Source organism: Mesorhizobium sp. M4B.F.Ca.ET.017.02.2.1 (genome assembly GCF_003998955.1).
Classification (GTDB): domain Bacteria; phylum Pseudomonadota; class Alphaproteobacteria; order Rhizobiales; family Rhizobiaceae; genus Mesorhizobium; species Mesorhizobium abyssinicae.
Genome location: NZ_RZOF01000026.1, coordinates 1 through 24,522 on the forward strand (window position 1 = coordinate 1; position 24,522 = coordinate 24,522).

The 24,522-nt window shown below is 64.7% G+C and carries 25 protein-coding genes and 2 tRNA genes; 8 read left to right on the forward strand and 19 right to left on the reverse strand.

The features are described from left to right. The first annotated feature begins 63 nt into the window (after positions 1-63). From EN738_RS05710 to EN738_RS35885, 5 genes are all read left to right on the forward strand, one after another. Entirely contained in the window at positions 64-255 is a 192-nt protein-coding gene (locus EN738_RS05710) for a hypothetical protein (RefSeq protein ID WP_127282861.1), read from the forward strand. Further along, positions 255-749 carry a hypothetical protein gene (locus EN738_RS05715; protein WP_127282862.1) on the forward strand — a complete coding sequence of 165 codons (495 nt, stop codon included), beginning with the start codon at positions 255-257 and terminating at the stop codon, positions 747-749. Before EN738_RS05710 ends, EN738_RS05715 begins: the two co-directional genes overlap by 1 nt. 143 nt (positions 750-892) lie before the next feature. Next, positions 893-1,486: a hypothetical protein gene (locus tag EN738_RS05720; RefSeq protein WP_127282863.1), complete on the forward strand. Its 594-nt coding sequence runs from the start codon at positions 893-895 to the stop codon at positions 1,484-1,486. Continuing rightward, on the forward strand, positions 1,479-3,290 hold the full coding sequence (locus tag EN738_RS05725) for a hypothetical protein (protein WP_127282864.1): 1,812 nt from the start codon (positions 1,479-1,481) through the stop codon (positions 3,288-3,290). Before EN738_RS05720 ends, EN738_RS05725 begins: the two co-directional genes overlap by 8 nt. A 69-nt stretch (positions 3,291-3,359) precedes the next feature. Further along, entirely contained in the window at positions 3,360-5,432 is a 2,073-nt protein-coding gene (locus EN738_RS35885) for a hypothetical protein (RefSeq protein WP_210214067.1), read from the forward strand. A gap of 125 nt (positions 5,433-5,557) precedes the next feature. On the opposite strand, the gene EN738_RS05735 is transcribed toward EN738_RS35885, so the two are convergent. Beyond that, positions 5,558-5,755: a hypothetical protein gene (locus tag EN738_RS05735; protein WP_127282865.1), complete on the reverse strand. Its 198-nt coding sequence runs from the start codon at positions 5,753-5,755 to the stop codon at positions 5,558-5,560. Positions 5,756-6,361: 606 nt separating this feature from the next. Between EN738_RS05735 and EN738_RS05740 the strand changes: the two genes are divergently transcribed. Next, a complete protein-coding gene (locus EN738_RS05740; RefSeq protein ID WP_127282866.1) occupies positions 6,362-6,733 on the forward strand; it encodes a hypothetical protein in 372 nt (123 codons plus the stop codon). Beyond that, positions 6,726-6,893, forward strand: a complete 168-nt coding sequence (locus tag EN738_RS35340) for a hypothetical protein (protein WP_189605763.1) — start codon at positions 6,726-6,728, stop codon at positions 6,891-6,893. Before EN738_RS05740 ends, EN738_RS35340 begins: the two co-directional genes overlap by 8 nt. A gap of 202 nt (positions 6,894-7,095) precedes the next feature. Here the strand turns inward: EN738_RS35340 and EN738_RS05745 are convergent. The 10 genes from EN738_RS05745 to EN738_RS35345 all read right to left on the reverse strand — a co-directional run bounded on the left by EN738_RS05745 (position 7,096) and on the right by EN738_RS35345 (position 13,249). After that, positions 7,096-7,171: transfer RNA gene (locus tag EN738_RS05745), tRNA-Phe, on the reverse strand. Positions 7,172-7,344: 173 nt separating this feature from the next. Beyond that, positions 7,345-7,566 (reverse strand): DNA gyrase inhibitor YacG, encoded by a 222-nt coding sequence (gene yacG, locus EN738_RS05750; RefSeq protein ID WP_127282867.1) that lies wholly within the window; start codon positions 7,564-7,566, stop codon positions 7,345-7,347. Continuing rightward, positions 7,563-8,189 carry a Maf-like protein gene (locus tag EN738_RS05755; RefSeq protein ID WP_126056548.1) on the reverse strand — a complete coding sequence of 209 codons (627 nt, stop codon included), beginning with the start codon at positions 8,187-8,189 and terminating at the stop codon, positions 7,563-7,565. Before EN738_RS05755 ends, yacG begins: the two co-directional genes overlap by 4 nt. A gap of 18 nt (positions 8,190-8,207) precedes the next feature. Then, on the reverse strand, positions 8,208-8,426 hold the full coding sequence (gene infA / locus EN738_RS05760) for a translation initiation factor IF-1 (RefSeq protein ID WP_006200926.1): 219 nt from the start codon (positions 8,424-8,426) through the stop codon (positions 8,208-8,210). 196 nt (positions 8,427-8,622) lie between these two features. After that, a complete protein-coding gene (locus EN738_RS05765; protein WP_245478267.1) occupies positions 8,623-9,033 on the reverse strand; it encodes a low molecular weight phosphatase family protein in 411 nt (136 codons plus the stop codon). A 42-nt stretch (positions 9,034-9,075) separates the two neighbouring features. Next, complete coding sequence (locus tag EN738_RS05770) at positions 9,076-9,561, reverse strand: UPF0262 family protein (protein ID WP_127282869.1); 486 nt, start codon at positions 9,559-9,561, stop codon at positions 9,076-9,078. Between the two features lie 2 nt (positions 9,562-9,563). After that, entirely contained in the window at positions 9,564-10,856 is a 1,293-nt protein-coding gene (gene hisD, locus EN738_RS05775; RefSeq protein ID WP_127282870.1) for a histidinol dehydrogenase, read from the reverse strand. 9 nt (positions 10,857-10,865) lie between these two features. Next, complete coding sequence (locus EN738_RS05780) at positions 10,866-11,297, reverse strand: DUF2948 family protein (protein WP_127282871.1); 432 nt, start codon at positions 11,295-11,297, stop codon at positions 10,866-10,868. Positions 11,298-11,638: 341 nt separating this feature from the next. Continuing rightward, complete coding sequence (gene murA, locus EN738_RS05790; RefSeq protein ID WP_127282872.1) at positions 11,639-12,931, reverse strand: UDP-N-acetylglucosamine 1-carboxyvinyltransferase; 1,293 nt, start codon at positions 12,929-12,931, stop codon at positions 11,639-11,641. Positions 12,932-13,072: 141 nt separating this feature from the next. Next, positions 13,073-13,249 carry a hypothetical protein gene (locus EN738_RS35345; protein WP_189340506.1) on the reverse strand — a complete coding sequence of 59 codons (177 nt, stop codon included), beginning with the start codon at positions 13,247-13,249 and terminating at the stop codon, positions 13,073-13,075. Positions 13,250-13,463: 214 nt separating this feature from the next. On the opposite strand from EN738_RS35345, the gene EN738_RS05795 reads away from it, so the two are divergent. Continuing rightward, positions 13,464-13,538 (forward strand) — tRNA-Thr (locus tag EN738_RS05795). A 140-nt stretch (positions 13,539-13,678) separates the two neighbouring features. Here the strand turns inward: EN738_RS05795 and EN738_RS05800 are convergent. The 8 genes from EN738_RS05800 to EN738_RS05835 form a co-directional block, all read right to left on the reverse strand. Next, positions 13,679-14,491: an NAD(P)-dependent oxidoreductase gene (locus EN738_RS05800; RefSeq protein WP_127282873.1), complete on the reverse strand. Its 813-nt coding sequence runs from the start codon at positions 14,489-14,491 to the stop codon at positions 13,679-13,681. 3 nt (positions 14,492-14,494) lie between these two features. Continuing rightward, positions 14,495-15,697, reverse strand: coding sequence for a pyridoxal phosphate-dependent aminotransferase (locus EN738_RS05805; RefSeq protein WP_127282874.1), 1,203 nt, complete (start codon positions 15,695-15,697; stop codon positions 14,495-14,497). Continuing rightward, positions 15,697-17,313 carry a hydantoinase B/oxoprolinase family protein gene (locus tag EN738_RS05810; protein ID WP_127282875.1) on the reverse strand — a complete coding sequence of 539 codons (1,617 nt, stop codon included), beginning with the start codon at positions 17,311-17,313 and terminating at the stop codon, positions 15,697-15,699. The genes EN738_RS05805 and EN738_RS05810 overlap by 1 nt, the downstream gene beginning before the upstream one ends. After that, on the reverse strand, positions 17,310-19,406 hold the full coding sequence (locus EN738_RS05815) for a hydantoinase/oxoprolinase family protein (protein ID WP_127282876.1): 2,097 nt from the start codon (positions 19,404-19,406) through the stop codon (positions 17,310-17,312). Before EN738_RS05815 ends, EN738_RS05810 begins: the two co-directional genes overlap by 4 nt. Beyond that, the gene (locus tag EN738_RS05820) at positions 19,403-21,073 is read right to left on the reverse strand and encodes a thiamine pyrophosphate-binding protein (RefSeq protein WP_127282877.1); all 1,671 of its coding nucleotides are present in this window, start codon (positions 21,071-21,073) and stop codon (positions 19,403-19,405) included. Before EN738_RS05820 ends, EN738_RS05815 begins: the two co-directional genes overlap by 4 nt. A 119-nt stretch (positions 21,074-21,192) precedes the next feature. Continuing rightward, positions 21,193-22,599, reverse strand: coding sequence for an FAD-binding oxidoreductase (locus EN738_RS05825; protein WP_127282878.1), 1,407 nt, complete (start codon positions 22,597-22,599; stop codon positions 21,193-21,195). Between the two features lie 65 nt (positions 22,600-22,664). Continuing rightward, positions 22,665-23,429, reverse strand: coding sequence for an amino acid ABC transporter ATP-binding protein (locus tag EN738_RS05830; RefSeq protein WP_127282879.1), 765 nt, complete (start codon positions 23,427-23,429; stop codon positions 22,665-22,667). A gap of 10 nt (positions 23,430-23,439) precedes the next feature. Then, entirely contained in the window at positions 23,440-24,519 is a 1,080-nt protein-coding gene (locus EN738_RS05835) for an amino acid ABC transporter permease (RefSeq protein ID WP_127282880.1), read from the reverse strand. Between the last annotated feature and the right edge of the window lie 3 nt (positions 24,520-24,522).

Genomic DNA, 24,522 nt, shown 5'->3' on the forward strand with positions numbered 1-24,522 from the left:
GGCTGAGACCGAGAAGAAGATAACCGAAGCCGCAATCCTGGCCGTCCTCAAAGGAGAAGACGCATGGTGACGAAACCCCTTGAACTGATCGCGGACGGCCGAGCCGCGCTTGAATATTCCACCCTGACCGAGCCTGGCACCACCACGCCGATCATGTGGCTATGCCGCCCGTCCGGCGAGCGCCTCGAACTCATGCACGGGCGCGAAGCGGCTGAAGCCCGCGCTGCCGCCCTCATCGACAAAGGAGCCCTGTGATGGCCAAGACCGAATTGAACGCCGCTGATTTGAAACCCGCATCGCGACTGGCGCCGGTCATCGATCCCGCCCGCGTCACGCTGCATGCGAATGGTCAGGTCTGGCGGGAATATATGATCCGCTGTCCGGCTGACATGGTTTCCGACGACCTGAAGGAGCCGGGAATCTGGCGCAAGCTTCAGGCATCGGGCAGCCGCAACTCCCTGAAGAAATTCGACCGGCTCTTCATCGTCGCCTTCGATGAATCCTGGGTGGCAGAAGCGATCGTGGCGAGCGCCGATAACAGGGCCGCCGTGCTGGCAAAGCCTCGCCTGACGACCTTTCCCGAACGCTACGACAAGCTCTTCAACGACGGCACCTACAGGATCGAGTGGAACGGCTTCGGCTTCGTGTCGGTGCGTATCGCTGACGGCCACGTGATGACCCAGGCTGTACCAAGCGCCGCCCTGGCCGAACGCCTTCTGGCGCAGCTCTATCCGGCGAGGGTCGCATGAGCAACGAACTTATCAAGACTGAGAATCCTGGCGCGAGTGGAGCAGGCTCCGCGACGGGTGAAGGCCTAACGGGTGGGGCTGCGCGGGTGGGATTTGCCTCTCTCCCTGCCGACCCCACCCGTAAAGCTGAAATAGAATCCATCATGCGTACCGACTTCGCGCGCTATGAATCGGAAGGCCTGGACCAGGAGTACCGGGCTCTCCTTCAAGGCGAGATCGAGGCCGTCAATCCCGATGCCGGAACCCCTACGGCGCCGATGCCAGCCGATGCGTCCCGCATGGCCCTGTGCGGCTCACAGGAAGGCCAGAAACTGGTTTACGAGTGGGAACGCATGGGCGGCTTTCGGACGGTCCTTGCCGGCGTTCAGAAGGACGTGGCCGAGATCGTTCGGGAAGCGGGAAGTAACCTCCGCCAGCGCTCTTTCATGGAGCGTTTCGTCCAGTCTGTGCCGCAATCAGTCGAGATCGCCCTGATGGACGAATTTGCCAGCGGCTCGCCATGGTCCCCGCCTGCTTCATCGGCAGAGGTGGACCTGTTCGCCGCCACGCCGGCCGGCAAAGCCCTGGTGCAGCTTTGGGGCGGCGAGGCGGCCGAGAGGGTGGGCATTCTCCGCAAGCGCGCTCAGCGCCTTGTGGACAGCCTTGACGAGGATGCTGCGGCCGATCTGTGGGCATGGCTCGAAGACCTCGATACCCACGTCATCACGAAGATATTCGGGAAGCTGAGCAATGGCTGATGATCCGCTTTTTCAACCCGACCCCTCCAACGTGACCAGTTCCGGCGGCATCGGGCCGCCGCTGGGCCTGTCTCGCGTTAAACCAGGCGCAAACGCCTTTACCGGGTTCCCTGCTCAGTACGAGGGCGCCACTAGCAACGAATGGATGCAGGATGCGCTTGACACGCCGTTGAGCCTGTTTTCGACGCTGGTGGAAAGTGCTCGGGGCGAGGTGCTGGAAAGCTACGGGCTTGGAACCGCGATAAGGGACATCACCATACCGCAAGGTAATGAGCCGCCAAGCATTGCCGAGCCGGCCTATGGTATGACGCTGATCCCGATTCCTGGCGCATACAGCCTTGCAAAGACCGCTGTTCAATCCTTCATGGACCAGGGCAAGCCGCTGAGCGAGGATCAATACAAGGCGTCCGCATCCTTTCGTGAGGGCATCCCGTGGGATCAGGGGATGACTGACACGCGCGCAGCGGCGCTCGCCGATGCCTACGATGCGAAGCAGGTTCGGGATTACTTCACCGCCAAACGCCCCTTCGCCGCCTTCATCGGCGGCCTGGCGGGACAAGCGCTCGACCCGATCAATTATGTCCCCGTTTTCGGCGAATCCGTAAAGGCTGCCCAGGTCGCGCGCTTCGGGTATGTCGGTGGCCGGCTCCTGACCAATGCTGCCGAAGCCGCAATCAATACCGGAGCGGCGAGCGTGCTCACGGCCGGTGAGAGGGCGAAATTCGGCGCCGACGTGTCGTGGCAATCCACAGTTTCACAGATCGCCATGGCCGCGCTCATCGGCGGCGCCTTCGGTGCCGTTCACGGCGCGTTCGAGGGCCGCGTGCCACGGATCGATCCTACTTTGAGACTGGAGGCGGAAGACCGGCTTTCGACGCTGAAGAACGTCCAGGAGTCCCGTATCGCGCTCAACGAGGGCATTGACGCTGTTGTGCGCGGCGAGGACTTGAACCTCTCCCCGAATGCCACGGAACCCCTTTCGAAGATCACCCAGGACGTGCAGCGCATCGAGGCCACGGCGCGCGCCACGGCGGATGCAACGCCGATCACCAACCCCGCCACCATGGAAGACGTGGCCTCATCCTATCGGGCGGTAGCGGCTGCCCATCCCGAGATGGACCCGACCGTCAGTCCTTCACAGTTCGACAGCCTCATGATTGCTGATCTTCAGGCCAAGGGCTTCGACGCCATTGCCGGCGCCGAGAAGGCGCGACCGATGCCGTTGTCCTTCAATCCCGCCACGCTGGACATGCCGGCTGTCATGAAGAAGCCGATTTTCGGCGAGATCGCCCCGGATGCCAGCCCAGGCAGCCCGGAATTCGCAGCCGGTGTGTCCCGGCTCGCGGCCAAGGATGCTCAGGCCAAGGTAGCAGACCTCACCAGGCGCTATGAAGTCGGGAACCGGATGCACAATCGGCTGATCCGGTGGCTTGATCCCAAGACGGGGATCGGCTTCGGCCGCTTCGAGAATCACGAAATGCTGCCCCAACTGATCGCCTATCACCAGCGGGAACTGGCAGCCGCATCCCGCCCGATCGACACTCAGCGGCCGGCGCCGGAAGCTCTCCCGGCTGGCCATCAGGAAGCGCAGGCGCGCGTTGCGAAGCCGGAAGACCTGGCCACCCAATATCACGTCGATGCCAAGACCGGAGCCTTCAAGGAAGAGGCAGACCTACGCCAGCTCGCGGACGAGGGCCGGCTTTCTGAAGAAGACCTACACACCATGGAAGAGGCACATACACAGTTCGACCAGGCGACCGCGTACGGGGAGGCTTTGAAGTCCTTCGCGACGTGCCTGATCTAGCCGATCCGCGCCTTCGGCAAGCGCGCCTGGAACGTCGGATGACGTCCCGTCCCTTAGATGGAGCCTAACTTGACCTCGATTCAAATTGACCGCCACGACGGCCTGAGTTCCAGCGTTGCCATCAAAGGCCCCTGCAAGGTCGCATCGTCAACCAACATCACCTTGGCTGCAGAGCAGACCATCGACGGCGTGGCCGTCGTATCTGGCGACCGCGTCCTTGTCATGGGCCAGACCAACCCGGTCGACAACGGCATCTGGAAGGTCTCGACTGGCGTCTGGACCAGGGCGAAGGATTTTGCCGGCAACCGCGACGTGAAGAAGGGCACCACCGTCGTTGTGACCGGCGGCACGCAGGCCGGTGCGTGGCAGGTGACGACAGCCGATCCGATCACTGTCGGCACGACCTCGATTGCCTTTTCCCAGACCTTACAGCCCTACGATGCCGATCTCGCCGCGCTTGCTGGCATCGGCACCTCTGTTCAGGGCGATCTGATCTACGCCAACGGCGCCGGAACCTGGGCGCGCTTGGCAAAGGGCCGCGCGCTTCAGGGCCTTCGCCAAAACTCTGCCGACACTGCCCCGGAGTGGGGCGACTTCGCGCCTGGCTATGACGTCAATGGTTTCGCGGGCGCCAACGAGAGCGCAAAGATAGCAGCGCTGTACGCAGCGGCTCCAACCAATCCCTACGTCTATCGCTCGGACAGCCATGTCGGCATCATCCGGGATACAGCACCCCTGAATTACCAGGGCACGCGCGCCGCTTTCGTTCTTCAGCGGCGCGATACTGGATCGGGCGGCACCAATGAGCTTATCCCCGGTGCCGTCTTCCAGTTCACATCGACTGGCGACGGCGTGGTCACCGCCGGGTCCGATCTGTCACAGACGATCTGGATGGGCTTGACCTCAACGCACACGAAAACCGGGGATGGCTCGGGCTCGGTGTTCCAAGCAATTGGTTCGCTAGGCGCGTACGGTGCGGGGACGTACAACGAACTTGGCGGCTTCGTCGGGGAGTTCACCAACACCGGCTCGAACCACGGCACCATGTCCGGTGTTGAGGTGCTCGTTAAGGACGGCGTAGACAACACCACCAACTTTGACACGACGATGTCCGGCGTCATTGCCCGCATCAGGCGTTGGAACGCAGGCACCCGCCGCGTCGTAAATTTCATGGCATCGTCGGAGGGTGATACTGCGCCTGAGTCCGCCTATGCCTTCAGTCCTGGCGGCTTCGCCACCTGGTTGCGCGGCATGGACTTCCGTAACTCGACGTTCACCACCGGTCAGGCGATCCTGCTTAAGAACAACGATGGCATCGCAGCCATGAACGCCGCAGGCACAACGGCTCAGACCGTGTTCTTTCTGGACACCACCGACAACACCTGGGTAGCAGCCGGCGGCAAATCGAAAGCGGTCTTTGTCTCGAACTCGGACTTTGAGAAGCAGTTTTCGGTCCTGTCCACCGACAACGCCGCCAATTACTTCGAAGCTTCGGGCGCGGTGTCGGGACAGAACCCGCTCTATTGGGTCAAGGGCACGGACACCGATATCGGCACCGCGTTCGCATCGAAGGGTGCGGGCGTCCACAACTTCTACACCGGCGGCGCCAGCTTCTATAAGCAGGCCGAGATCGGCCACGTCGCCAGCGCGGCCAATTACCTTCAGTTCAAGGGCGCTATTGCCACCGGCAGCCCAACCATCTCGGCTCTCGGCTCTGATACCAACATCGATCTGACGCTGACACCAAAGGGGACAGGAGCGGTCCGCACGGCTGCTGCTGTCCTGTCCTCTGGTGCGACTGCTGGCGTAGGCTACTCGACCGGCGCCGGCGGCACCGTCACCCAGGCCACCAGCAAGTCAACCGGCGTCACCCTGAACAAGACCTGCGGCCAGATCACGATGAACGCCGCGGCGCTTGCTGCTGGCGCCAAGGTGTCATTCGTCGTCACCAACTCAGCCGTTGCCGCCACGGATGTCGTCATTGCCAGCGTGGCAAGCGGTGGTACTGCCAACGCCTATCGCGCCGCAGTCACCGCCACGGCGGCCGGCTCATTCACGGTCACGGTCGAAAACATCACGGCGGGCTCGCTCTCCGAGGCGCCAGTGATCAGCTACGCGGTGGTGAAGGCGGTGACGGCATAGCCGGCTGCGGCTGGTTCCTTGTCAGAGGCTGGTAACCCCCTTCAAGATACCGACCAGGCCCTTAACCCTCGGGTGACTGGTGGCCAGCCGCAATTGCCGGCAAGTCGAAATATAGCGAAAGTGGGTCACTGCATCAACCTATCTACGCCCTGGAGGATGACCGCAACCGCCGTGGTCACAGCCGCCCAGCTTGCCCATTTCCCCTGCCTGCCGAAGTCGGCCATCATGTCGTCAATGCTGTCCCTGATTGGGTAGGTGGCCGCCCTTAGGCCGAGAGCTGCGGCCACGACACTGGCGGCGATCGACGCGTATGGAATTATCATTTCGCTCCCCAATAGCTCCGCCCCTCGCAGGGCGCGCTTGAAAAATTAACCGATGGAGAGCATTGTTGCCAGCGGAGCGTGACAACTCCCGCTGATGGCCTTTGCCGGGCCTAAGCAACCAGAGCGGTGGCGAGGCGATCCTTGCCGGGATCTTATTTGCCACCGAAAAGAACGTGCCGATTTGCCGTCGGCGCGAACCGGCGCACTATGCCGGGAGAGCGGCGGCAATACAATACCCGAAAGGGAAAGGCCGTCGCGCATGGTCTCTGGCCATGTTGTCACACTCCCGGCGCCAGTGCTGCCCGCTGGCACCAGGCCGTGACAAGCCTGTAATCCAGAGAACCACCATGACCTATGCAGCTATCGTGCTGTTGCTCCTCGCAGCAGCCTTACGCACGCGCCTTGGGCGCCTTCACCTCGCAATACGCCTGCTCCGCCTCTCCAATGCCCTCCACAGGGCTGGGAACAACATCATTGAGCATGTCGAGCGGGAGAAGCAGCAATGAACGCGCACGAGATGGAATTCCTGCGGCTGTTCCGCCAGCTATCGCCCGAGAAACGGCGCGCCTTCGTTAAGATCGTTCACTTGCTTCTTTCGGTGCGGCCATGAACGCGCACATCAGGACGCTAAAGCCCTTCGCCTGTCCGAAGGGGATGGACCCGCGCACCTGGCGCCAGGCCATCGAAAAGGAACTCAACGCGCTCTTTGACAAGGCCACGGCGCTCATCACGGCGCTCGACGTGATGGAAGCCGACAGCGAAGATCTGGAGGATGACGACCGCGAGGACATAGACGAGCGCGAGATGGACGAGGCGGATTACGAGGACAGCGGGGACGAGCACGAGCCGTCTCTTGGCTGGTCATCTGCCAGGGACCAGCACCTTGCCCTGATGGATGTCGGCACCGCGACCGATGTCACGTTCTTCGACGGGGAGCAGGACGCGGGCGACGAGCCGGAGCATGATTACCATGACTGACATCATCTTCAGGAAGACCGTCGCCGAGGCAAAGGCGAAGGGCGAGGAAATCGAAGTGCTGGCCCGCATCCTTGCCGAGAAGATGGAAGCCATCCATGGCGAGGAATTTCAGGTGATGCTCAACCACGAGGCCCGCTTTGTGCTGATCGCGGTGAAATAGACCGAGTGTGCAAATTGCACACACTGGCCCGGCTGCTTCGGTGGCCGGGCTTTATGTTGCGTCCATGTCGCATGGAGTTGGCGGGAGCGATTGGAAAAGCCCGGAAATCCAAGGGAATCACTTGCAACACGATGCGACATGGAACCGATCAAGTGGACAACTTTGCCGCCTGATAAAGCCTTGAATTTCCTAGGGAAATTAGTGGTGCCCAGAGGCGGATTCGAACCACCGACACGCGGATTTTCAGTCCGCTGCTCTACCAACTGAGCTATCTGGGCCTCGCCGGCAAGCGAGATTTCGCAGGCCGGATTTCTCGAAGGCGCCGCCGGCGCCCCTTGAAAGCGCGTGGGTTATAGCACGGGAATTCAGCCTGTCCAGCGCCTAAGCGCGGATTTCAGCCGGGAAAAGAAAACCACTGAAAGACGGCGGCAAAACAGCTGATATCGCGCGCTTACGGCTCGTCCTTGGGCGACTGGCCCTGCTCCGGCGCTTCGCCTTCTTCTTCCTCTGCGTCGCGGCCAGGGATGACATAGGCGCCCTTCAGCCAGCGATTGAGGTCGATGTCCTTGCATCGCGCCGAGCAGAACGGATAGTGCTCGCGCACCGATGCCTTGCCGCATTCGGGGCAGGGGCGCCGGGGGCGCAGCGGCGTGACCTTGTCGTCCAGGCTCATGGGCGCGCGGTGAGCCAGCTCGCATGCACCTTGAAGCCCTCGCCGGCAAGCAGGGCCGTCGTCTCGTAGAGCGGCAGGCCGACGACGTTGGTGTAGGAGCCGACCAGCTTGACGACGAAGGACCCGGCGAGGCCTTGCACGGCATAGCCTCCGGCCTTGCCGCGCCATTCGCCGGAGGCGACATAGGCGTCGATCTCCTCGCGCGGCAGCCGCTTGAAGCGTACGCGGGTCTCGACCAGCTTCTGGCGCAGCTTGCCGCCCGGCGTGATCAGGCAGATGCCGGAATAGACGCGGTGCGAACGGCCGGAGAGCAGGCCGAGGCAGTTAGCGGCGTCGTCGATCGTCTCGGCCTTGGGCAGGATGCGGCGGCCGACCGCCACCACCGTGTCGGCGGCGAGCACGAAGCCCGGCGCATAGTCGTCCTCGCTCTTCAGCGAGGCGAACGCCTTCTCGGCCTTGTCCTTGGAAAGCCGCTTGGCCAGCGAGCGCGGATGCTCGGCGCGCAGCGGCGTCTCGTCGACATCGGCCGGCAGCACGCGGTCCGGCTCGATGCCGGCCTGCTGCAGCAGCTCGATGCGACGCGGCGAACCCGAGGCAAGCACGAGCTTCTGCAGGATGCTCATCTGGGTCGCGCCGGGCTGTTACTTGAAACGATAGGTGATACGGCCCTTGGTCAGGTCATAGGGGGTCATCTCGACCAGGACCTTGTCTCCGGTCAGCACGCGGATGCGGTTCTTGCGCATGCGGCCGGCCGTGTGGGCGATGATCTCGTGTTCGTTTTCGAGCTTCACCCGGAACATCGCGTTGGGCAGCAGTTCCGTGACCACACCCGGAAACTCGAGGACTTCTTCCTTCGGCATTCGATACCTTTGCTTGGATTTCGGTTCCGGCGCTAGAGCATGATGCCGAAAAGTGTCAAGCGGTTTTCGGACGACATCATGCTCTACTGTTTTGATCCGGAGTCGGATGATTTCCGGCCGAACCGACCGGAAATCATCCGACTCCGGCCGGAATTTCGGCGGAACCTATATGATAATCGTCCGCTTGTGAACACGCTTAATCCAAGGCGCCTTTTGCCTCGGATGCGGGAAAACGTCTGGCGATGCGCGCTTTCAGCCGCTCGCGCACATCGCGATAGGCGGCCATGATATGTTCGCGCGTGCCGCCGGCATCCGTCGGGTCCGGCATCGGCCAGTATTCGACCTCGACGGCGAGCGAGCGGGTGAGCTCGAGCGCCGCGTGGTGCGCTTCCGGCGCCAGCGTGACGATCAGGTCGAAATAGTCGTCCTCCAGCTCGTCCATGGTCCTTGGCTGGCGCTCGCCCAGCGACAGTTCGTCCTCGGCCAGAACCGCGTCGACGAACGGGTCGCGCTCGCCGCTGCGCACACCGGCCGATGCGACGAAAATGGCCGAAGGCAGCATGCGCCGCGCCAGCGCCTCGGCCATCGGCGAGCGCACGGCGTTCATTCCGCACATGAACAGGATCGAATGCGGCAGCGAGGCCAGGGCCTAGCCTCGCCAGTGCAGCACGCAGACCAGCGTGAACAGCCGGCGCGCCGTGTCGAAATCGATGTCGATCTTGCCGGCGAGCCGGTCCATCAGCGTCTGCGAGCCTTCATTGTGCAGGCCGCGGCGGCCCATGTCGATCGCTTCGATGTGGCTCGGCGTCGAGGAGCGGATGGCGTCGTAGTAGCTTTCGCAGATGAGATAATAGTCCTTGACGATGCGCCTGAGCGGCGTCAGCGACAGGATGTGGGTGACGACGGCGGCGCCATCCTCGCGCGCAACAGCGAACACCAGGCGGGAATCGGCCAGCGACAGCTTGAGGCGGTAGGGACCGGCGCCGTCGTCATTGACCGGCTGGAAACTGTTCTCCTCGATCAGGTCGAAGATCGCCACCGCCCGCTCGTGCTCGACATCGGGCGTCGAACGGCCAATCGATTCGTCGAGCTCGACATCGATCAGCCTGGCGCGGGTTCGGTCGTAGTCGGACATCGCTACATGTTCAACCTGATCGCGACGGAACGGCCATGCGCGTCGAGCCCTTCCGCCCTGGCGAGCGCGATCGCCGCCGGCGCCAGCGCGCGCAGCTGCTCCGGCCCAAGCTTGAGGATCGAGGTGCGCTTGACGAAATCGAGCACCGAAAGCCCCGACGAGAAGCGCGCCGAGCGCGCCGTCGGCAGCACGTGGTTGGAGCCGCCGACATAGTCGCCGATGACCTCGGGCGTGTGGCGGCCGAGGAAGACCGCACCGGCATTGCGCAGCCTGGCAAGGAAGGCCTCGGCGTCGTCGATGGCGAGCTCGACATGCTCGGCGGCGATGCGGTCGACCAGCGGCAGCGAGGCCTCGATGGTTGGCACCAGGATGACGGCGCCGAAATCGCGCCAGCTTGCGGCGGCGGTCTCGGCGCGCGGCAGGCTCTGCAACTGGCGCTCGACCGCGTCCTCCACCGCCTTGCCGAAGGCCGGGTCGTCGGTGATCAGGATCGACTGCGCCGACACGTCATGCTCGGCCTGGGCCAACAGGTCGGCGGCGATCCAGTCGGGGTTGTTGCTGCCGTCGGCCACGACCAGCACTTCGGAAGGTCCGGCGATCATGTCGATTCCGACGGTGCCGAACACCTGACGCTTGGCCGCCGCGACATAGGCATTGCCGGGCCCGACGATCTTGGCGACCGCCTTGATCGTCTCCGTGCCATAGGCGAGGGCGGCGATCGCCTGCGCGCCGCCGACGCGGTAGATCTCGGAGACGCCGGCGATATCGGCCGCCACCAGCACCAGCGGGTTGATGACGCCGCCTGGCGCCGGCACCACGATGACGATGCGCTCGACGCCGGCCACCTTGGCAGGCACCGCGTTCATCAGCACCGAGCTCGGATAGCTCGCCGTGCCGCCCGGCACGTAGAGCCCGACCGCCTCGATCGCCGTCCAGCGCGAGCCGAGCTCGACGCCGGCGGCGTCCGTATAGCGGTCGTCCTTCGGCTTCTGCCGCTCGTGATGCGAGCGGATGCGGTCGCGGGCGAATATGAGCGCCTCGACCGTTTGCGGATCGGCCTCGGCATAGGCCTTGGCGATGTCATCCTTGGAAACGGCGATGCCAAGCTTGGTGAGGTCGGCCTTGTCGAACTTCAGCGTATAGTCGATGAGCGCCTTGTCGCCCTCGGCGCGCACGCGCTGGACGATCTCGCGCACCGCCGCGTCGACATCGGCCGACACCTCCCGCTTGGTCGTCAGGAAGGCGGCGAAACGCTGCTCGAAATCGGCGTCGGACTGGCTGAGGGTGATGGCCATCTGCTGCGCTCAAGCCCTATGTACGGGACGCGAGGAGGCTTCCCAGGCGCCGCCTATGTCGGCAAGCCGCGCCTCGATGCACTCGACGTCCAGCATGATCGTGCCGCCGCCCGAAAACACCAGCTCGACGATGCCGGCCGGCTTGCTGATGCCGACGAAGCTGATCGCCAGCAGCGACAGCACCTCGGCCGGCTTGTCGCGGGCAATGCCGCTGGTCTTGGCGCCGAGCACGCGGTCGAAATGCAGCACCGCCTGCCGCCGCTCATTGTGCTGGCGGAACAGGCCGGATTTCGCCTCCCAGACGAAACGGTTCATGGTCAGCACGAAGCGCTTGGCCGCCGGCAGGAATTCGAGATCCGACACCTTCATCACGGCGTCCTGGACGTGGGCCGAGACGATGCTCAGGTCCTGGTCGTCGAGCGCGATGAGCTTGAGAGCCATGCGGAATTTGTACCTAAGGTTGGTTTCAGCTTCCTGTTAGGCGGTCTTTCCAGTCCGTGCAACCTCGACACGGAACTGCCCAAGGCAATTACCTGAGGTTTGCGCTGCCCCTCATCGCCCTGCCGGGCACTTCTCCCAGTATGGTGACGGGGAGAAGGACGCTTTCGCCAAAAGTCTCGCCAATCACCAGCGTTGCGGGGAGAGCGCCAAGGCCGCCCAGCCCTCTTCTCCCCGTCACTATACGGAGAGAAGGTGCCGGCAGGCGGATGAGGGGCGGCGCCGATGTCGACAATTGGTCCGTCCAACACGCGTCGGTTGGAGACTGCGCTTGCCTGGCGGTGTCAGCCTGAAATCCGCTCGATCACCGCGCCGCAGCCGGAAAGCTTCTCCTCCAGCCGCTCGAAGCCGCGGTCGAGGTGATAGACGCGGTTGACGGTGGTCTCGCCTTCGGCGGCAAGGCCGGCGATGACCAGCGAGACGGAAGCGCGCAGGTCGGTCGCCATGACCGGCGCGCCCTTCAGCTTGGCGACGCCGTCGACGATCGCCGTCTGGCCGGAGAGCGTGATGTGCGCGCCGAGCCGGGCGAGCTCCTGCACGTGCATGAAGCGGTTCTCGAAGATCGTCTCGGTGATGCGCGACTTGCCCTTGGCCATCGTCATCAGGCCCATGAACTGCGCCTGCAGGTCGGTCGGGAAGGCCGGGAAGGGCGCCGTCGTCACGTCGACCGGCGAAATGCCGGCGCCGTTGCGCCTGACGCGGATGCCGGAATTGGTCGGCGTGATCTCGGCGCCGGTCTGCGAAATCACGTCGAGCGCGGTCTGCAGCAGCTCGGGGCGGGCGCCTTCCAGCACCACGTCGCCGCCGGTCATCGCCACCGCCATGGCATAGGTGCCGGTCTCGATGCGGTCGGGGATGACGCGCACGCGGGCGCCGCACAGCGCCTCGACCCCGTCGATGGTGATGGTCGGCGTGCCGGCGCCGGAAATCCTGGCGCCCATGGCGTTGAGGCATTCGGCCAGGTTGACGATCTCGGGCTCGCAAGCGGCGTTTTCCAGCACGGTTTCGCCCTTCGCCAGCGAAGCCGCCATCATCAGCACATGGGTGGCGCCGACCGACACTTTCGGGAACACATAGCGGTTGCCGACGAGACGGCCGTTCTTGGTCCTGGCGATGACATAGCCGGTGTCGACGTCGAGATCGGCGCCAAGCGCCTGCAGGCCTTCGAGGAACAGGTCGACCGGGCGCGTGCCGATGGCGCAGCCGCCGGGCAGCGACACCTTGGCCTCGCCCATGCGGGCCAAGAGCGGCCCGATCACCCAGAACGAGGCGCGCATCTTCGACACCAGTTCGTAGGGAGCGGTGGTGTCGACGATGTTGCGGGCGGAGAAATTGATGGTGCGCGAATAGCCTTCCTGCTGCTTCTCGCGCCGGCCGTTGACGGAATAGTCGACACCGTGATTGCCGAGGATGCGGATCAGTTGCTCGACATCGGCCAGATGCGGCACGTTCTCCAGCGTCAGCGTGTCGTCGGTCAAGAGCGAGGCGATCATCAGCGGCAATGCCGCGTTTTTCGCGCCGGAGATCGGAATGCTTCCGGCGAGCTTGTTGCCGCCGACAATTCTGATGCGATCCATGTGAGAATGTCCCCTCGGCCGAAACGGCCGGTTTCAATCGTTTGAGTATCGGCCCGTCTAGACCATTGGCCGGCTTGGTTCAAGAAATAGGATTTTTGGTCCCTTGGTCCAAGTATGGCGGGGCAGTGTGGCCGGTTTGGGTTAGTCCTTGTGCATTTTTCCAGCAGCCGGCAATCCCTCCGGCCGCTTGTCGGCGTCGCCGGTGCGGCGCGAGCGCGACTGCGCCTTGCGCTTCCCGAGATTGGCGCGCAAAGCTTCGGCGAGCCGGTCCTTGCGGTCGCTGCCGCCCTTTTTCGGTGGATTTGTCTTGTCGCTCATCGTCCCATTCCGGCTGGCCGACCAGCCAACCCCTGTTGAGGGATAGCCAACATTGTGGCGCGGCCATGTCCGGGAAAGCAGCTTCCACAGCCTCGGCATTGCCATCCGTACCGGCCTGAAACCGCGCGGCGGTTTTGCGACAATGAAACGCGACACTTTAGGTTTTTCTTGGCCTTGCGCTCGCCGGTTCGTTATGGCAGAAGCCCCGCCATCGGCTGCGGTAGCTCAGTGGTAGAGCACTCCCTTGGTAAGGGAGAGGTCGAGAGTTCAATCCTCTCTCGCAGCACCAGCCCATCCCGTTGAAATCGCTTAAACCACTGGCAGGTAACGGTTCTGTCCGCTCTTTGCGCTGTGAACGGACAGCCACGAGCGCCCCGGCGCGTCCGAAATCGCCAGGTGCAGACGAGGGCGTTTTGATCTGGTCGAAGATTATTCGGCCTTGTCGTCCGGATGGCCGAGTTCGCAGAACCAGCCGCCGAGATATTTCACCGACGGCCTTTTCGGATCGGGAACGGGTGTTTTCGCCTCGACGGCGGCGCGGAACGGTTCGGCGCTGTCCTGCGGGATGAAGCCCAGGTGGTTGGCGCCGCTGTTATCGACCGTCTTCACCTTGTTGTCCGAAATACCGAACGAGATCGTGTGGCCGACGCGCGGCGCCGTCAGCGAGGCCTCGACCAGCCGCACGCAGTCGGCGAAGGAGAGATAGGACCACAGCATGCGCCGGTCCGCCGGCTCCGGGAAGGACGAGAAGATGCGCAGGCACACCGTCTCGATGCCGAACTTGTCCCAGTAGAGCCGGCTCAGGCTCTCGACGAAATTCTTCGACACGCCATAGAGGCTGTCCGGGCGCACCGGCGCGTCGACGCCGATATGCGCCTCGACCTCGTGATAGCCGATGGCATGTACCGAGGAGGCGTAGATGACGCGCTTCACCCCGTGTTTCCGGGCGCCTTCATAGATGTGGTAGGAGCCGCGGATGCTGGAATCGAGGATCGTCTGCCACTCGCATTCGAGCGGCGCGCCGCCAAAGTGGACGATCGCGTCGCAATCCTTGGTCGCCGCGATCGTCGCCTCCATGTCGGCGAGGTCGAAGACCGCTTCTTCCTCGTGCGGGGCAAGGTCGCCGAACGGCACGCGCCCGGCCAGGCGGATGGTTTTCGCCAGCGGCACCAGCCCCTTGCGCAGCTCCGAGCCGAGGCGGCCGGCGGCGCCGGTGATCAGGATTCGTTCGTAATGCGGCATCATTTACTCCACTTGCGCGACGGCGGCGTTGATCCGCGAGATCGCCTCGGTCAGCACCTCTTCGCTGGTCGCGGTCGAGATGCGGAAATAGGGTGACAGTCCATAGGCGACGCCGGGCACCGACGCCACCCGGCCTTCGTTGAGAAGATAGTTTGCCACGGCCGCATCGTCCTCGAGCACGACGCCCTTGGGTGTCTTGCGGCCGATCAGGCTGGCGCAGCCGATATAGGCGTAGAAGGCGCCGTCCGGCGGCGACAACGTCAGCCCGTTGATCTTGGGGATGCCGTCCACGACCAGGTCGCGCCGCGCCTCGAAGGCTTGCCTGAAACGACCCACCTCGTCCTGCGGGCCGTTGAGCGCGGCGACGGTCGCGGCCTGCGCGATCGAGCAGACGGAGGTGCAGGACTGACTCTGGATGGTCGACATCGCCTTGACCAGCGGCGCCGGGCCAGCCGCATAGCCGACGCGCCAGCCGGTCATCGCATAGGACTTAGACACGCCGTTGACGATCAGCGTGCGGTCCTTGAGTTCGGGGCAGGCCTTGCCGAAGGACACGAATTCGCGCCCGTCGAAAAGGATATGCTCGTAGATCTCGTCGGAAAGCACGAGCACCTGCGGATGCTTCGCCAGCACCGCCCCCAGCGCCTTGAGCTCGGCTTCCGAATAGACGGCGCCGGACGGGTTGCCCGGCATGTTGAGGAACAGCCACTTCGTCCTTGGCGTGATCGCCTCTTCCAGCAGCGCCGGCGTCAGCCGGAAACCTGTGGTCTCCGGGCATTCGACGACGACAGGCGTGCCGCCGAGCAGCTTCACCATCTCGGGATAGGAGACGAAATAGGGCGCCGGCAGGATCGCCTCGTCGCCGCTCTCCAGCGTCCCCAGCAGTGCATTGAAGATGATCTGCTTGGCGCCGTTGGCGACGACGATGTCGTCGGCCGTGTAGCCGAGACCGTTCTCGCGCCGGAACTTGCCGGCAATGGCTTCGCGCACCTCGGGCGTGCCGGCGGCACCCGTATAAAGCGTCTGGCCTGCCTTCGCCGCGAAATGCGCGGCATCGATGATGTGCATCGGTGTCGGGAAATCCGGTTCGCCGAGCCCGAGGTCGATCACGTCGACGCCGTTGGCGCGCAGCGCCTTGGCCGCTTGCGAGGCCGCCATCGAAGCCGAAGGCTTCACCACCGACAGGCGCGAGGAAACATAGCTCATCAGTCGTTCTCCGAAATGTAACCCTTGGACCGGTCGTTTGCCCGCGCAGCGGCGCTGCGCTTGGCGGGATCGCCATAGCCGCCGCCGCCCGGCAATTCCAGGATCAGCCGGCGGCCGGCCGGAACGTGCTGCCAGCCCTTCGGCCGCATCTTCGTGCCGTCGTCCAGCTTGACCACGCCGGCGACTCCCGGCTTGCCGCCATTGCGCCCTTGGGCAGGGTGGTTGACGCGGTCGAACATGGCTGAGAAGTCAAACTCGTGGCCTTCGGTCGCCTCGATCTCGATGACCTGACCCAGGCCGCCGCGGAATTCGCCGTCGCCGCCGGAATCCGGGCGCAGCTCCTTGCGCCAGATGACGATCGGTCCGGTATGCTCGGTCGCCTCGATCGGCATCGTGTGCACACCCGACGGAAAGGCCGTCGCCGACAATCCGTCGAGCTCGGGGCGGGCGCCCATGCCGCCGGAGTTGAACATCAGCACCTCCGCCCGACGGCCCGAGCCGCCTGCGACCGGCCGGGCCGAGATGTGGATGTTCCACAGCGCGCCGGCGCCTTCCGAGAGGATATTGCCGGGCAGCGCCTGCGAGATCGCGCCGAGCACGAGATCGGGAACCATGTGGCCGAAGATGTGCCTGAGCGCCACCGGCGCCGGCCGCACGGCATTCAGGATGTTGACCGGCGACGACACGGTGAAGAAGGCGAGTGAGGCGGCATTGTTCGGGATGTCCGGCGCCACTACGCATTTCAGCGCGTAGCAGGCATAGGCCTTGCTGTAGATGATCGGGCAGTTGATGCCCCAGCGGCTCATCGGGTCGGTGCCGGTGAAATCGACCTCGACATGGTCGTCGCGGATCGAAACCGTGGCCGCGAGCTTCACCGGCTCGTCATAGCCGTCGGTCACCAACTCGTTCGACCAGCTTCCCTTGGGCAGCGCCTTGATGCGTTCGAGCATGGCGTCGCGGGTGCGCGAGAAGATGAAGTCGCCGAGCCCGTCCAGCGAGGCCAGGCCAATCTCCTTCATCATGTCGACGAGGCGCCGGTGGCCGACCTCGTTGCAGGCGGCGAGCGAATAGAAGTCGCCGACCACCTGGTTGGGCTCGCGGACATTGGCGCGCAGCAGCCGGACGAGGTCGAGATTGACCTTGCCCTTTTCCGCGAACTTCATGATCGGGATCTGGATGCCTTCCTCGTAGACCGACTTGGCGTCGGCGCCGAAGCCGCGCCCGCCGACATCAACGACATGCGCCGTGCAGGCAAAGAACGCCACCAGCTCGCCATTGAGGAACGACGGCGACACCATGGTGATGTCGTGCAGATGGCCCGTGCCCTGCCAGGGATCGTTGGTGACATAGGTGTCGCCCTCGAACATCTCCTCGCGCGGGATCTCGTTCATGAAGTGCAGCACGGCCTCGGCCATGGTGTTGACATGGCCTGGCGTGCCGGTGACCGCCTGCGCCAGCATCTCGCCGCGCGGGTCGAACACGCCGGCCGACAGGTCGCCGGATTCACGCACCGAGGTCGAAAACGCAGTGCGCAGCAGCGTCAGCGCCTGTTCCTCGACGACCGAGATCAACCGGTTCCACATGACCTGCATGCGGATTTCGCCAATGTCGCTCATGCCTGGCTGCCTTTGCGGATGAGAAGGATCGCGCCGTCGCTCTGGATGACGGCGTCAAAGCTGGTGGTGATGACGGTGGAGGTCTCGCGCTCGACGATGACGGCCGGCCCTGCCACGCGGTCCCCGGCGCAGAGCGTCTCGCGTTCGATGATGCCGTAGGTTTGTGGCGCGCCGCTGGCCGGATCGAAGACCGAGCGGGTCGTGACCGCCTCATTGTTGCGCTTACCGGTCGTGAGCTCGTGCCTGGCGACTTCTGGCCGAACATCCGTCGCCTTGACCGACCAGGTGACGATCTCGATCTCCAGCCCGTCGAGGCCTTCGATGGCGCGGCCGAAGAAGCGCTGGTAGTTCGCCTCGAACAGGTCCTTGAGCTTCGTCACGGCATCGTCGCCGAACGGCTCGTCCGCCACGGGCACGGGGATTTCCCAGCCCTGGCCGGCATAGCGCATGAAGGCGGTGATCTCGCAGACGATCCTGCCGGCAGCACCCGTCCGCACGAAACCTTCGGCGGAGGCCTTGAGGTCGGCGAGCAGCGTGTTGACCTCGGCCGGCTTGAACCGCGACAGCCGCGTCAGCTTCGAGGCCAGCGCCTCGTAGCCGAACGGAGCCTTGAGGAAGCCGATCGCCGATCCGACGCCCGCGCCCTTGGGCACGATGCACTGGTCGATGCCGAGCTTCTCGCACAGCCTTGCGGCGTGGAGGGGGGCGGCGCCGCCGAAAGCGATCATCAGATTGTCGGAAATGTTCTTGCCGTTTTCGACGGCGTGGACGCGGGCGGCATTGGCCATGTTCTCGTCCACCACCTCGCAGATGCCGAAGGCGGTCGACATCGCGTTGAGCGACAGCCGCTCGCCGACATCGCGCAGGATAGCCTGCTCGGAGGCGGACGCGTCGAGCTTGATCGCGCCGCCGGCGAAGTTGTCGGGGTCGAGCTTGCCGAGCACAAGGTCGGCGTCGGTGATCGCCGGACGCTTGCCGCCGCGGCCGTAGCAGGCCGGCCCCGGCTCCGAGCCGGCGCTTTCGGGCCCGGTCTGGATGCGGCCCATGGCGTCGACCCAGGCGATCGAGCCGCCGCCGGCGCCGATCTCGATCATCTCGATCACCGGAATGGAGATCGGCATGCCCGATCCCTTGCAGAAGCGGTAGGTGCGCGCCACCTCGAAGGTTCTCGCCGTGCGCGGCGCATAGTCCTCGATCAGGCAGATCTTGGCGGTGGTGCCGCCCATGTCATAGGAGACGACCTTCTCCAGGCCGAAGCGCCTGGCGATGTCGGCGGCGAAGATCGCACCACCGGCCGGGCCGGATTCGACCAGCCGCACCGGGAATTCCGAAGCGGTCTCCACCGAGATCAGGCCGCCGCCCGAGTGGATCATGAACACCGGGCACTCGGCGCCCATCTCCTTCAGGCGGATCTGCAGGCGGGCGAGGTAGTCGGCCATCTGCGGCCGCACATAAGCGTTGGCGCAGACCGTGTTGAAGCGCTCGAACTCGCGCATCTGCGGCGACACTTCGGCGCTGATCGAAATCGGGATGCTGAGCTTGCGGGCGAGGATCTCGCGGGCACGACGCTCGTGGTCGGCGTTGGCGTAGGCATGGATGAAGCCGATCGCCACCGAGCCGAAGCCGCCGGCCGCGATCCGGTCGGCGATCTCTGCGAGAGCGGCTTCGTCGAGCGGCTGCAGTTCCTGGCCCTCGGCGCCGATACGGCCCTTGACCGTGAAGCGGTCCTCGCGCGGGATCAGCGGCGTCGGCAGTTGCAGGTTGAGATCATACTGCTCGAAGCGGTTTTCGGTGCGCATCTCGATCACGTCGCGGAAGCCCTCGGTCGTGACCAGCGCGGTCCGCGCGCCACGGCGCTCGATCAGCGCATTGGTCGCCAGCGTCGTGCCGTGGATGATGATGCCGATCTCGGAAGGCGAGATGCCGGCATCGCGGGTGACGACGGCAATGCCGTCGAGGATCGCCTGCTCGGGCGCCGCATAATTGGTCAGCACCTTGGTCGAGAACAGCGTCCCCCTGATGTCGAGGGCGATGTCGGTGAAGGTGCCGCCAATGTCCGCGCCGAGACGGATGTCGTCAGTTCTGGAGGTCATGCCTTGGCCTTCTGGGAAGAGAGTGCTGCGTCGCGCATCTGGGAAAGGGTCTGCCGGGGCGTGAGCGCCTCGGGCAAGATGGCGATATCGAGGACGGCGCCCGTCGCGGAGCCGAGCGCCCGGCCGAACGCGGCGCCGAAATCCGCAGTGGATTCGACGCGCTCGGCGTGGAAGCCATAGGCCTTTGCCAGCGTCACGAAGTCGGGGTTCTCGAGCGACGTCCCGGAAACGCGAGCCGGATAGTGGCGCTCCTGATGCGCGCGGATGGTGCCGTAGATGCCGTTGTTGAGGATCAGCACGATCGGCTGCGCGCCGGCCTGCATGGCGGTGCCGAGTTCCTGGCAGTTCATCTGGAAGTCGCCGTCACCGGCAAAGCAGACGACCGTTCGTTGCGGAAACGCGACCTTTGCCGCGACCGCTGCCGGCAGCCCGTAACCCATGGCGCCCGACTGCGGGGCGAGCAGCCGCGCCTCCGGCCCGAACTTGAAAAATTTGTTCGGCCACACCGTGAAATTGCCGGCGCCGTTGGTGAGGATGACGTCGGCGGGCAAGGTCTCGCGCAGCCATGCGCTGACGGCGACCATATCCACGGGTCCGGGCTGGACGGGCGCCGCGAATGTCCCTTCATAGGCCTTGCGCGCCGCCGCCCGCCATTCGGCCCAGGTGCCTTTCACCGGGGTCAGCGCTTTGGCGAAGGCGTTCGGACCGGCATGGATGCCGATCGTCGGCACATAGATCTTGCCGATCTCGCGGTCGGAGCCATGCACATGGATCAGCTTCTGCCGCGGCACCGGTACCGACAGCAGTGTGTAACCGTCCGTCGTCATCTCGCCGAAGCGGACATTGACGGCCAGGATCACATCGGCCTCGCGGATCAGGTTCCTGACATGCGCCACCATGCCGACGCCGGCCTCGCCGACGAAGACCGGCGCGTGGTTGTCGAACTGGTCCTGATAGCGGAAGGCCGCCACGACCGGGATGTCGGAGGCCTCGGCGAAAGACTGCAGCGCCGCGCGTCCCTCCGTCGTCCAGTTGGCACCGCCCATCAGCAGCAGCGGCCGCTCGGCTCCGGCCAGCAGTCCCAGCGCCGAAGCGAGCGCGTCCGCTGACGGTGCCGGCTCGAAGATCGCCGCCGGCCCCCCGAGCGGCGGGGCCTCGGTCAGGGTGGTGAGCATGTCCTCAGGCAGCGCGATCACGACCGGGCCGGGCCGCCCGGTCAGGGCGGTGGTCCAGGCCCGCGCGACGATCTCCGGCAGGCGCGAGACATCATCGATCTCGACTGCCCATTTGGCGACAGTCCCGAACACCGCCCGGTAGTCGATCTCCTGAAAAGCCTCGCGCCCCTTCATGTCGGTTCCGACCTGGCCGACGAAAAGGATCATCGGCGAACTGTCCTGCATGGCGGTATGGACGCCGATGCTGGCATTGGTCACGCCCGGGCCGCGCGTCACGAAGCAGATGCCCGGCGTGCCCGTCAGCTTGCCGTAGGCCGAGGCCATGAAGGCCGCGCCGCCCTCGTTGCGGCAAAGCACGTAGTCGAGCTTGCCATGGGTGTCGTGCAGCGCGTCGAGGACGGCGAGATAGCTTTCGCCGGGAACGCCGAAGCTCTTGGTCGCACCAAGCGCGATCAGGCACTCGACAAGAAGGCGACCGCCATTGCGGACCATGCTTCGACATCCTCTTGAGCCGGCGGCAAGCGGAACCGAGCCTGCCTTTTCGTATTTATACCTGCACGCTGGCGGGTCGCGGCGAAATCAAGAAATGCGGTCCATTCGAAAGTTTTTCTTTACAGTGTCGAACGCACCAGAACACCGGGGTTCATCGTGCCCTGCGGATCGAGCGCGCCCTTCAGCCGCGCCATCAGCTCCCGCTCCACCGCACCGCGATTGCGATCGGCGATGGCGATCTTGGCGCGGCCAAGCCCGTGCTCGGCCGCGAAGCTGCCGCCTGTTTGCGTGGCGAGCGCCGACAGCGCCTCGGCGAACCGCCCGGCCTTGCCGTCGAAATCGACGCGGCCTTCCGGTGGGGACAGATTGTAATGGATGTTGCCGTCGCCGAGATGCCCGAACGGATTGATCCGCACGCCGGGCAGGATGTCCTGGCAGATCCTGGCGCCGGCCTCGATGAAACGGGCGATCGCGCCTGGAGGGACGGAAATGTCGTGCTTGAGCTGCTCGCCCTCCAGCCGCTGCCCCTCCGGCTGCTCCTCGCGCAGTCGCCAGAACTGGGCCCGATGCGCGCCCGATGTCGCCAGCGCGCCGTCCAGCACAAGGCCCTGCTCCATGCCCCATTCCAGTGCTGAAGCCAGAATGTCGTCGAGGGGAACGCGCGCCGAGCCCGAAGCCAGCTCGACGAGCAGATAGACATCGCCTCTTGTTTCCAACTGGTAGGCGAGATCGGGCACATGCCTGAGAGCGAGTTCAAGGCCGACGTCGCAGAAGAACTCGAGGCCGGTCAGGAATTCCCCTGCCTCGCCGCGCAGGAATGCGCCGAAGGAGACGGCGGCGGCAAAGTCGGGCATGACCAGCAGCGCGCCCGCCTGCTGTCGTGGCGTCGGATAGAGCCGAAGCACCGCGCGCGTCACGATGCCGAGCGTGCCTTCCGCGCCGCAGTAGAGCTTGCGCAATTGATAGCCGGCATTGTCCTTCTGCACCGCGCGCAGCCCGTCCCAAACCGCTCCGTCCGGGGTCACGACTTCGAGGCCGAGCACGAGGTCCTGCATCATGCCGTATCGGAAGGCGTGGCTGCCGCCGGCATTGGTGCCGATCAAGCCGCCGATCCTGGCGCTGCCTTCTGCGCCGAGATGCATCGGGAACATCAGCCCGTGCGGCTCCAGCGCCTCGTGCAGCGCCGCGAGAACGACGCCCGCCTCGACGACGATCGAGCCGCTGTCGAGATCCGGTTTGCCGATCGCCGCCATGCGCGACAGCGAGACGATCACCGCGTTCGGCTGCTCCGCGACGGCGCCGCCGCAAAGCCCGGTGTTGCCGCCTTGCGGCACCACCGCCAGACCGGCCTCCCGGCACAGCTTGACAACCGCGGCCACTTCCGCGGTGTTGGCCGGCCTGGCGACGCCCAGGGGGGCGACGCCATACCGGTTGAGCCAATCGCGCTGGTAAGGCTCGGCGTCGATGCCTGAAAGCCAGCCTTTCGGTCCGAGAATCGCGCGCAATTCGAGAACGGGATCAGTCATTGAAATATCCGGAAGATAGCTGTGCGGCGTGCTGCTCGGGAACGTGGCATCTTCCAGAATGTCGTTCAATGACCCAGCACCTGCGACAGGAACTGCCGCGTGCGCTCGTTGCGGGAGGCGGTGAAGAACTCCTCCGGCGGCGCCTCTTCGACGATCTCGCCGCCGTCCATGAAGATCACCCGGTTGGCGACGCGACGCGCGAAGCCCATCTCGTGGGTGACGCAGATCATCGTCATGCCTTCCGAGGCGAGCGTGACCATGACGTCCAGCACCTCGGAAATCATTTCCGGATCGAGGGCCGAGGTCGGCTCGTCGAACAGCATGATCTGCGGCTGCATGCAAAGGGCGCGCGCGATCGCGACCCGCTGCTGCTGGCCGCCGGAGAGCTGGCCGGGAAACTTCATCGCCTGCTCGGGGATGCGAACCTTCTCCAGATAGCGCCTGGCGGTTGCCTCTACTTCCGCGCGCGGCTGCTTGCGCACGATCATCGGCGCAAGCATGCAGTTCTCCAGCACCGTCATGTGCGGAAACAGGTTGAAGTGCTGGAACACCATGCCGACCTCGCGCCTGATCTCGTCGATGTTGGCGACATCGTCGTTGAGTTCGGTGCCGAGCACGGTGATGCGGCCGCCATTGTGCTGCTCGAGCCGGTTGATACAACGGATCATGGTGGATTTGCCGGAACCGGAGGGACCACAGACGACGATCCTCTCGCCTCGTTCGACGGACAGGTTGACGTTCCGCAGCGCGTGAAAGGCGCCATAGTATTTGTCGAGGCTTTCGATGCGGACCGCGGGTCCGCCGGCCTCGCCCGAACTGCCTATCGTCATGCGGATCTCCTTAGCGTTCGCCGACCGACATGCGGCGCTCGAGAAAGGCGCCGTAGCGGGACAGGCTGAAAACGAAGACGAAGTAGATGAAGGCGATGAAGGCGTAGACTTCGACATAGGCGAAGCGCCATTCGCCGGTTCCGTAGGCGGCATTGCCCGAGGCCAGGATCTCGAAGAAGCCGACGATGACCACCAGCGATGTCTCCTTGAACGCGACCACGAACTGGTTGATCGTTGCCGGCAGCGCGTTGCGCATGGCCTGCGGCAAGAGGATGCGGCCGATGCGCTGCCAATAGCTCATGCCGAGCGCCATGGCGGCTTCCTCCTGCCCTTTTGGAACGCCCTGCATGCCGCCTCTGACGATCTCCGCCTGGTAGGCGGAGAAGAACAGGGCGGAGCCGATGATCACCCGGTACAGCTTGTCGCCTGCCAGCCACTGCGGCAGCGCGAACGGCAGGACGATGGCGAAGGTGAACAGGATCGAGATCAGCGGCAGCGAGCGGACCGAGTCGATGATGAGGCCAGTGGTCCGCGATATCCACGGCAGCTCAGACCGCCGCAGCAGGGCCAGGCAGATCGCCAGCGGAAAGCCGATCAGGCAGGTGGTCACGAAGATGAACAGGGTGAGCGCCAGGCCGCCCCAGGCTTCCTCGCCGACATAGGGCAGGCCGAGCACGCCGCCTTTCATAAGCACGTAATAGAGCGCCGTCCCGGCTCCCCAGACCAGCGCGATCCGGCGTCCGGTCCAGAAGGCCGGAATGCAGCTCAGCACCGTCATCACCACCACGGTGACGCAGGCCAGCGCCGAACGCCATTGCTCCTCAAAGGGATAGAGGCCGAACAGGATGATGCGCCACCTGGCCGCGATCACCGACCAGCAGGCTCCTGCCGCTGCCTGGCAGGCCTCAGGCCCGCCGCTCGTCGTGAAGACGGCCGAGAAGATCGCCCAATTGAGCAACTTCCAGGCAAGGAAGACCATGACTGTCAGGGAGATCAGCGACAACAGGGCCTGAAGCGGCGTCGCGAAAAAGCGCCGCCTCAGATCCTCGAGCGTCCCTGGAGCAGGCGGAGCGAGAACGACCATTTCCATCTC

Coding starts and splice junctions, on each gene's coding strand:
- EN738_RS05710 (WP_127282861.1), top strand. CDS start 64: ATGGTGACGAAACCCCTTGAACTGATCGCGGACGGCCGAGCCGCGCTT.
- EN738_RS05715 (WP_127282862.1), top strand. CDS start 255: ATGGCCAAGACCGAATTGAACGCCGCTGATTTGAAACCCGCATCGCGA.
- EN738_RS05720 (WP_127282863.1), top strand. CDS start 893: ATGCGTACCGACTTCGCGCGCTATGAATCGGAAGGCCTGGACCAGGAG.
- EN738_RS05725 (WP_127282864.1), top strand. CDS start 1,479: ATGGCTGATGATCCGCTTTTTCAACCCGACCCCTCCAACGTGACCAGT.
- EN738_RS05735 (WP_127282865.1), bottom strand. CDS start 5,755: ATGATAATTCCATACGCGTCGATCGCCGCCAGTGTCGTGGCCGCAGCT.
- EN738_RS05740 (WP_127282866.1), top strand. CDS start 6,362: ATGAACGCGCACATCAGGACGCTAAAGCCCTTCGCCTGTCCGAAGGGG.
- EN738_RS35340 (WP_189605763.1), top strand. CDS start 6,726: ATGACTGACATCATCTTCAGGAAGACCGTCGCCGAGGCAAAGGCGAAG.
- yacG (WP_127282867.1), bottom strand. CDS start 7,566: ATGAGCCTGGACGACAAGGTCACGCCGCTGCGCCCCCGGCGCCCCTGC.
- EN738_RS05755 (WP_126056548.1), bottom strand. CDS start 8,189: ATGAGCATCCTGCAGAAGCTCGTGCTTGCCTCGGGTTCGCCGCGTCGC.
- infA (WP_006200926.1), bottom strand. CDS start 8,426: ATGCCGAAGGAAGAAGTCCTCGAGTTTCCGGGTGTGGTCACGGAACTG.
- EN738_RS05765 (WP_245478267.1), bottom strand. CDS start 9,033: ATGAACGCCGTGCGCTCGCCGATGGCCGAGGCGCTGGCGCGGCGCATG.
- EN738_RS05770 (WP_127282869.1), bottom strand. CDS start 9,561: ATGTCCGACTACGACCGAACCCGCGCCAGGCTGATCGATGTCGAGCTC.
- hisD (WP_127282870.1), bottom strand. CDS start 10,856: ATGGCCATCACCCTCAGCCAGTCCGACGCCGATTTCGAGCAGCGTTTC.
- EN738_RS05780 (WP_127282871.1), bottom strand. CDS start 11,297: ATGGCTCTCAAGCTCATCGCGCTCGACGACCAGGACCTGAGCATCGTC.
- murA (WP_127282872.1), bottom strand. CDS start 12,931: ATGGATCGCATCAGAATTGTCGGCGGCAACAAGCTCGCCGGAAGCATT.
- EN738_RS35345 (WP_189340506.1), bottom strand. CDS start 13,249: ATGAGCGACAAGACAAATCCACCGAAAAAGGGCGGCAGCGACCGCAAG.
- EN738_RS05800 (WP_127282873.1), bottom strand. CDS start 14,491: ATGCCGCATTACGAACGAATCCTGATCACCGGCGCCGCCGGCCGCCTC.
- EN738_RS05805 (WP_127282874.1), bottom strand. CDS start 15,697: ATGAGCTATGTTTCCTCGCGCCTGTCGGTGGTGAAGCCTTCGGCTTCG.
- EN738_RS05810 (WP_127282875.1), bottom strand. CDS start 17,313: ATGAGCGACATTGGCGAAATCCGCATGCAGGTCATGTGGAACCGGTTG.
- EN738_RS05815 (WP_127282876.1), bottom strand. CDS start 19,406: ATGACCTCCAGAACTGACGACATCCGTCTCGGCGCGGACATTGGCGGC.
- EN738_RS05820 (WP_127282877.1), bottom strand. CDS start 21,073: ATGGTCCGCAATGGCGGTCGCCTTCTTGTCGAGTGCCTGATCGCGCTT.
- EN738_RS05825 (WP_127282878.1), bottom strand. CDS start 22,599: ATGACTGATCCCGTTCTCGAATTGCGCGCGATTCTCGGACCGAAAGGC.
- EN738_RS05830 (WP_127282879.1), bottom strand. CDS start 23,429: ATGACGATAGGCAGTTCGGGCGAGGCCGGCGGACCCGCGGTCCGCATC.
- EN738_RS05835 (WP_127282880.1), bottom strand. CDS start 24,519: ATGGAAATGGTCGTTCTCGCTCCGCCTGCTCCAGGGACGCTCGAGGAT.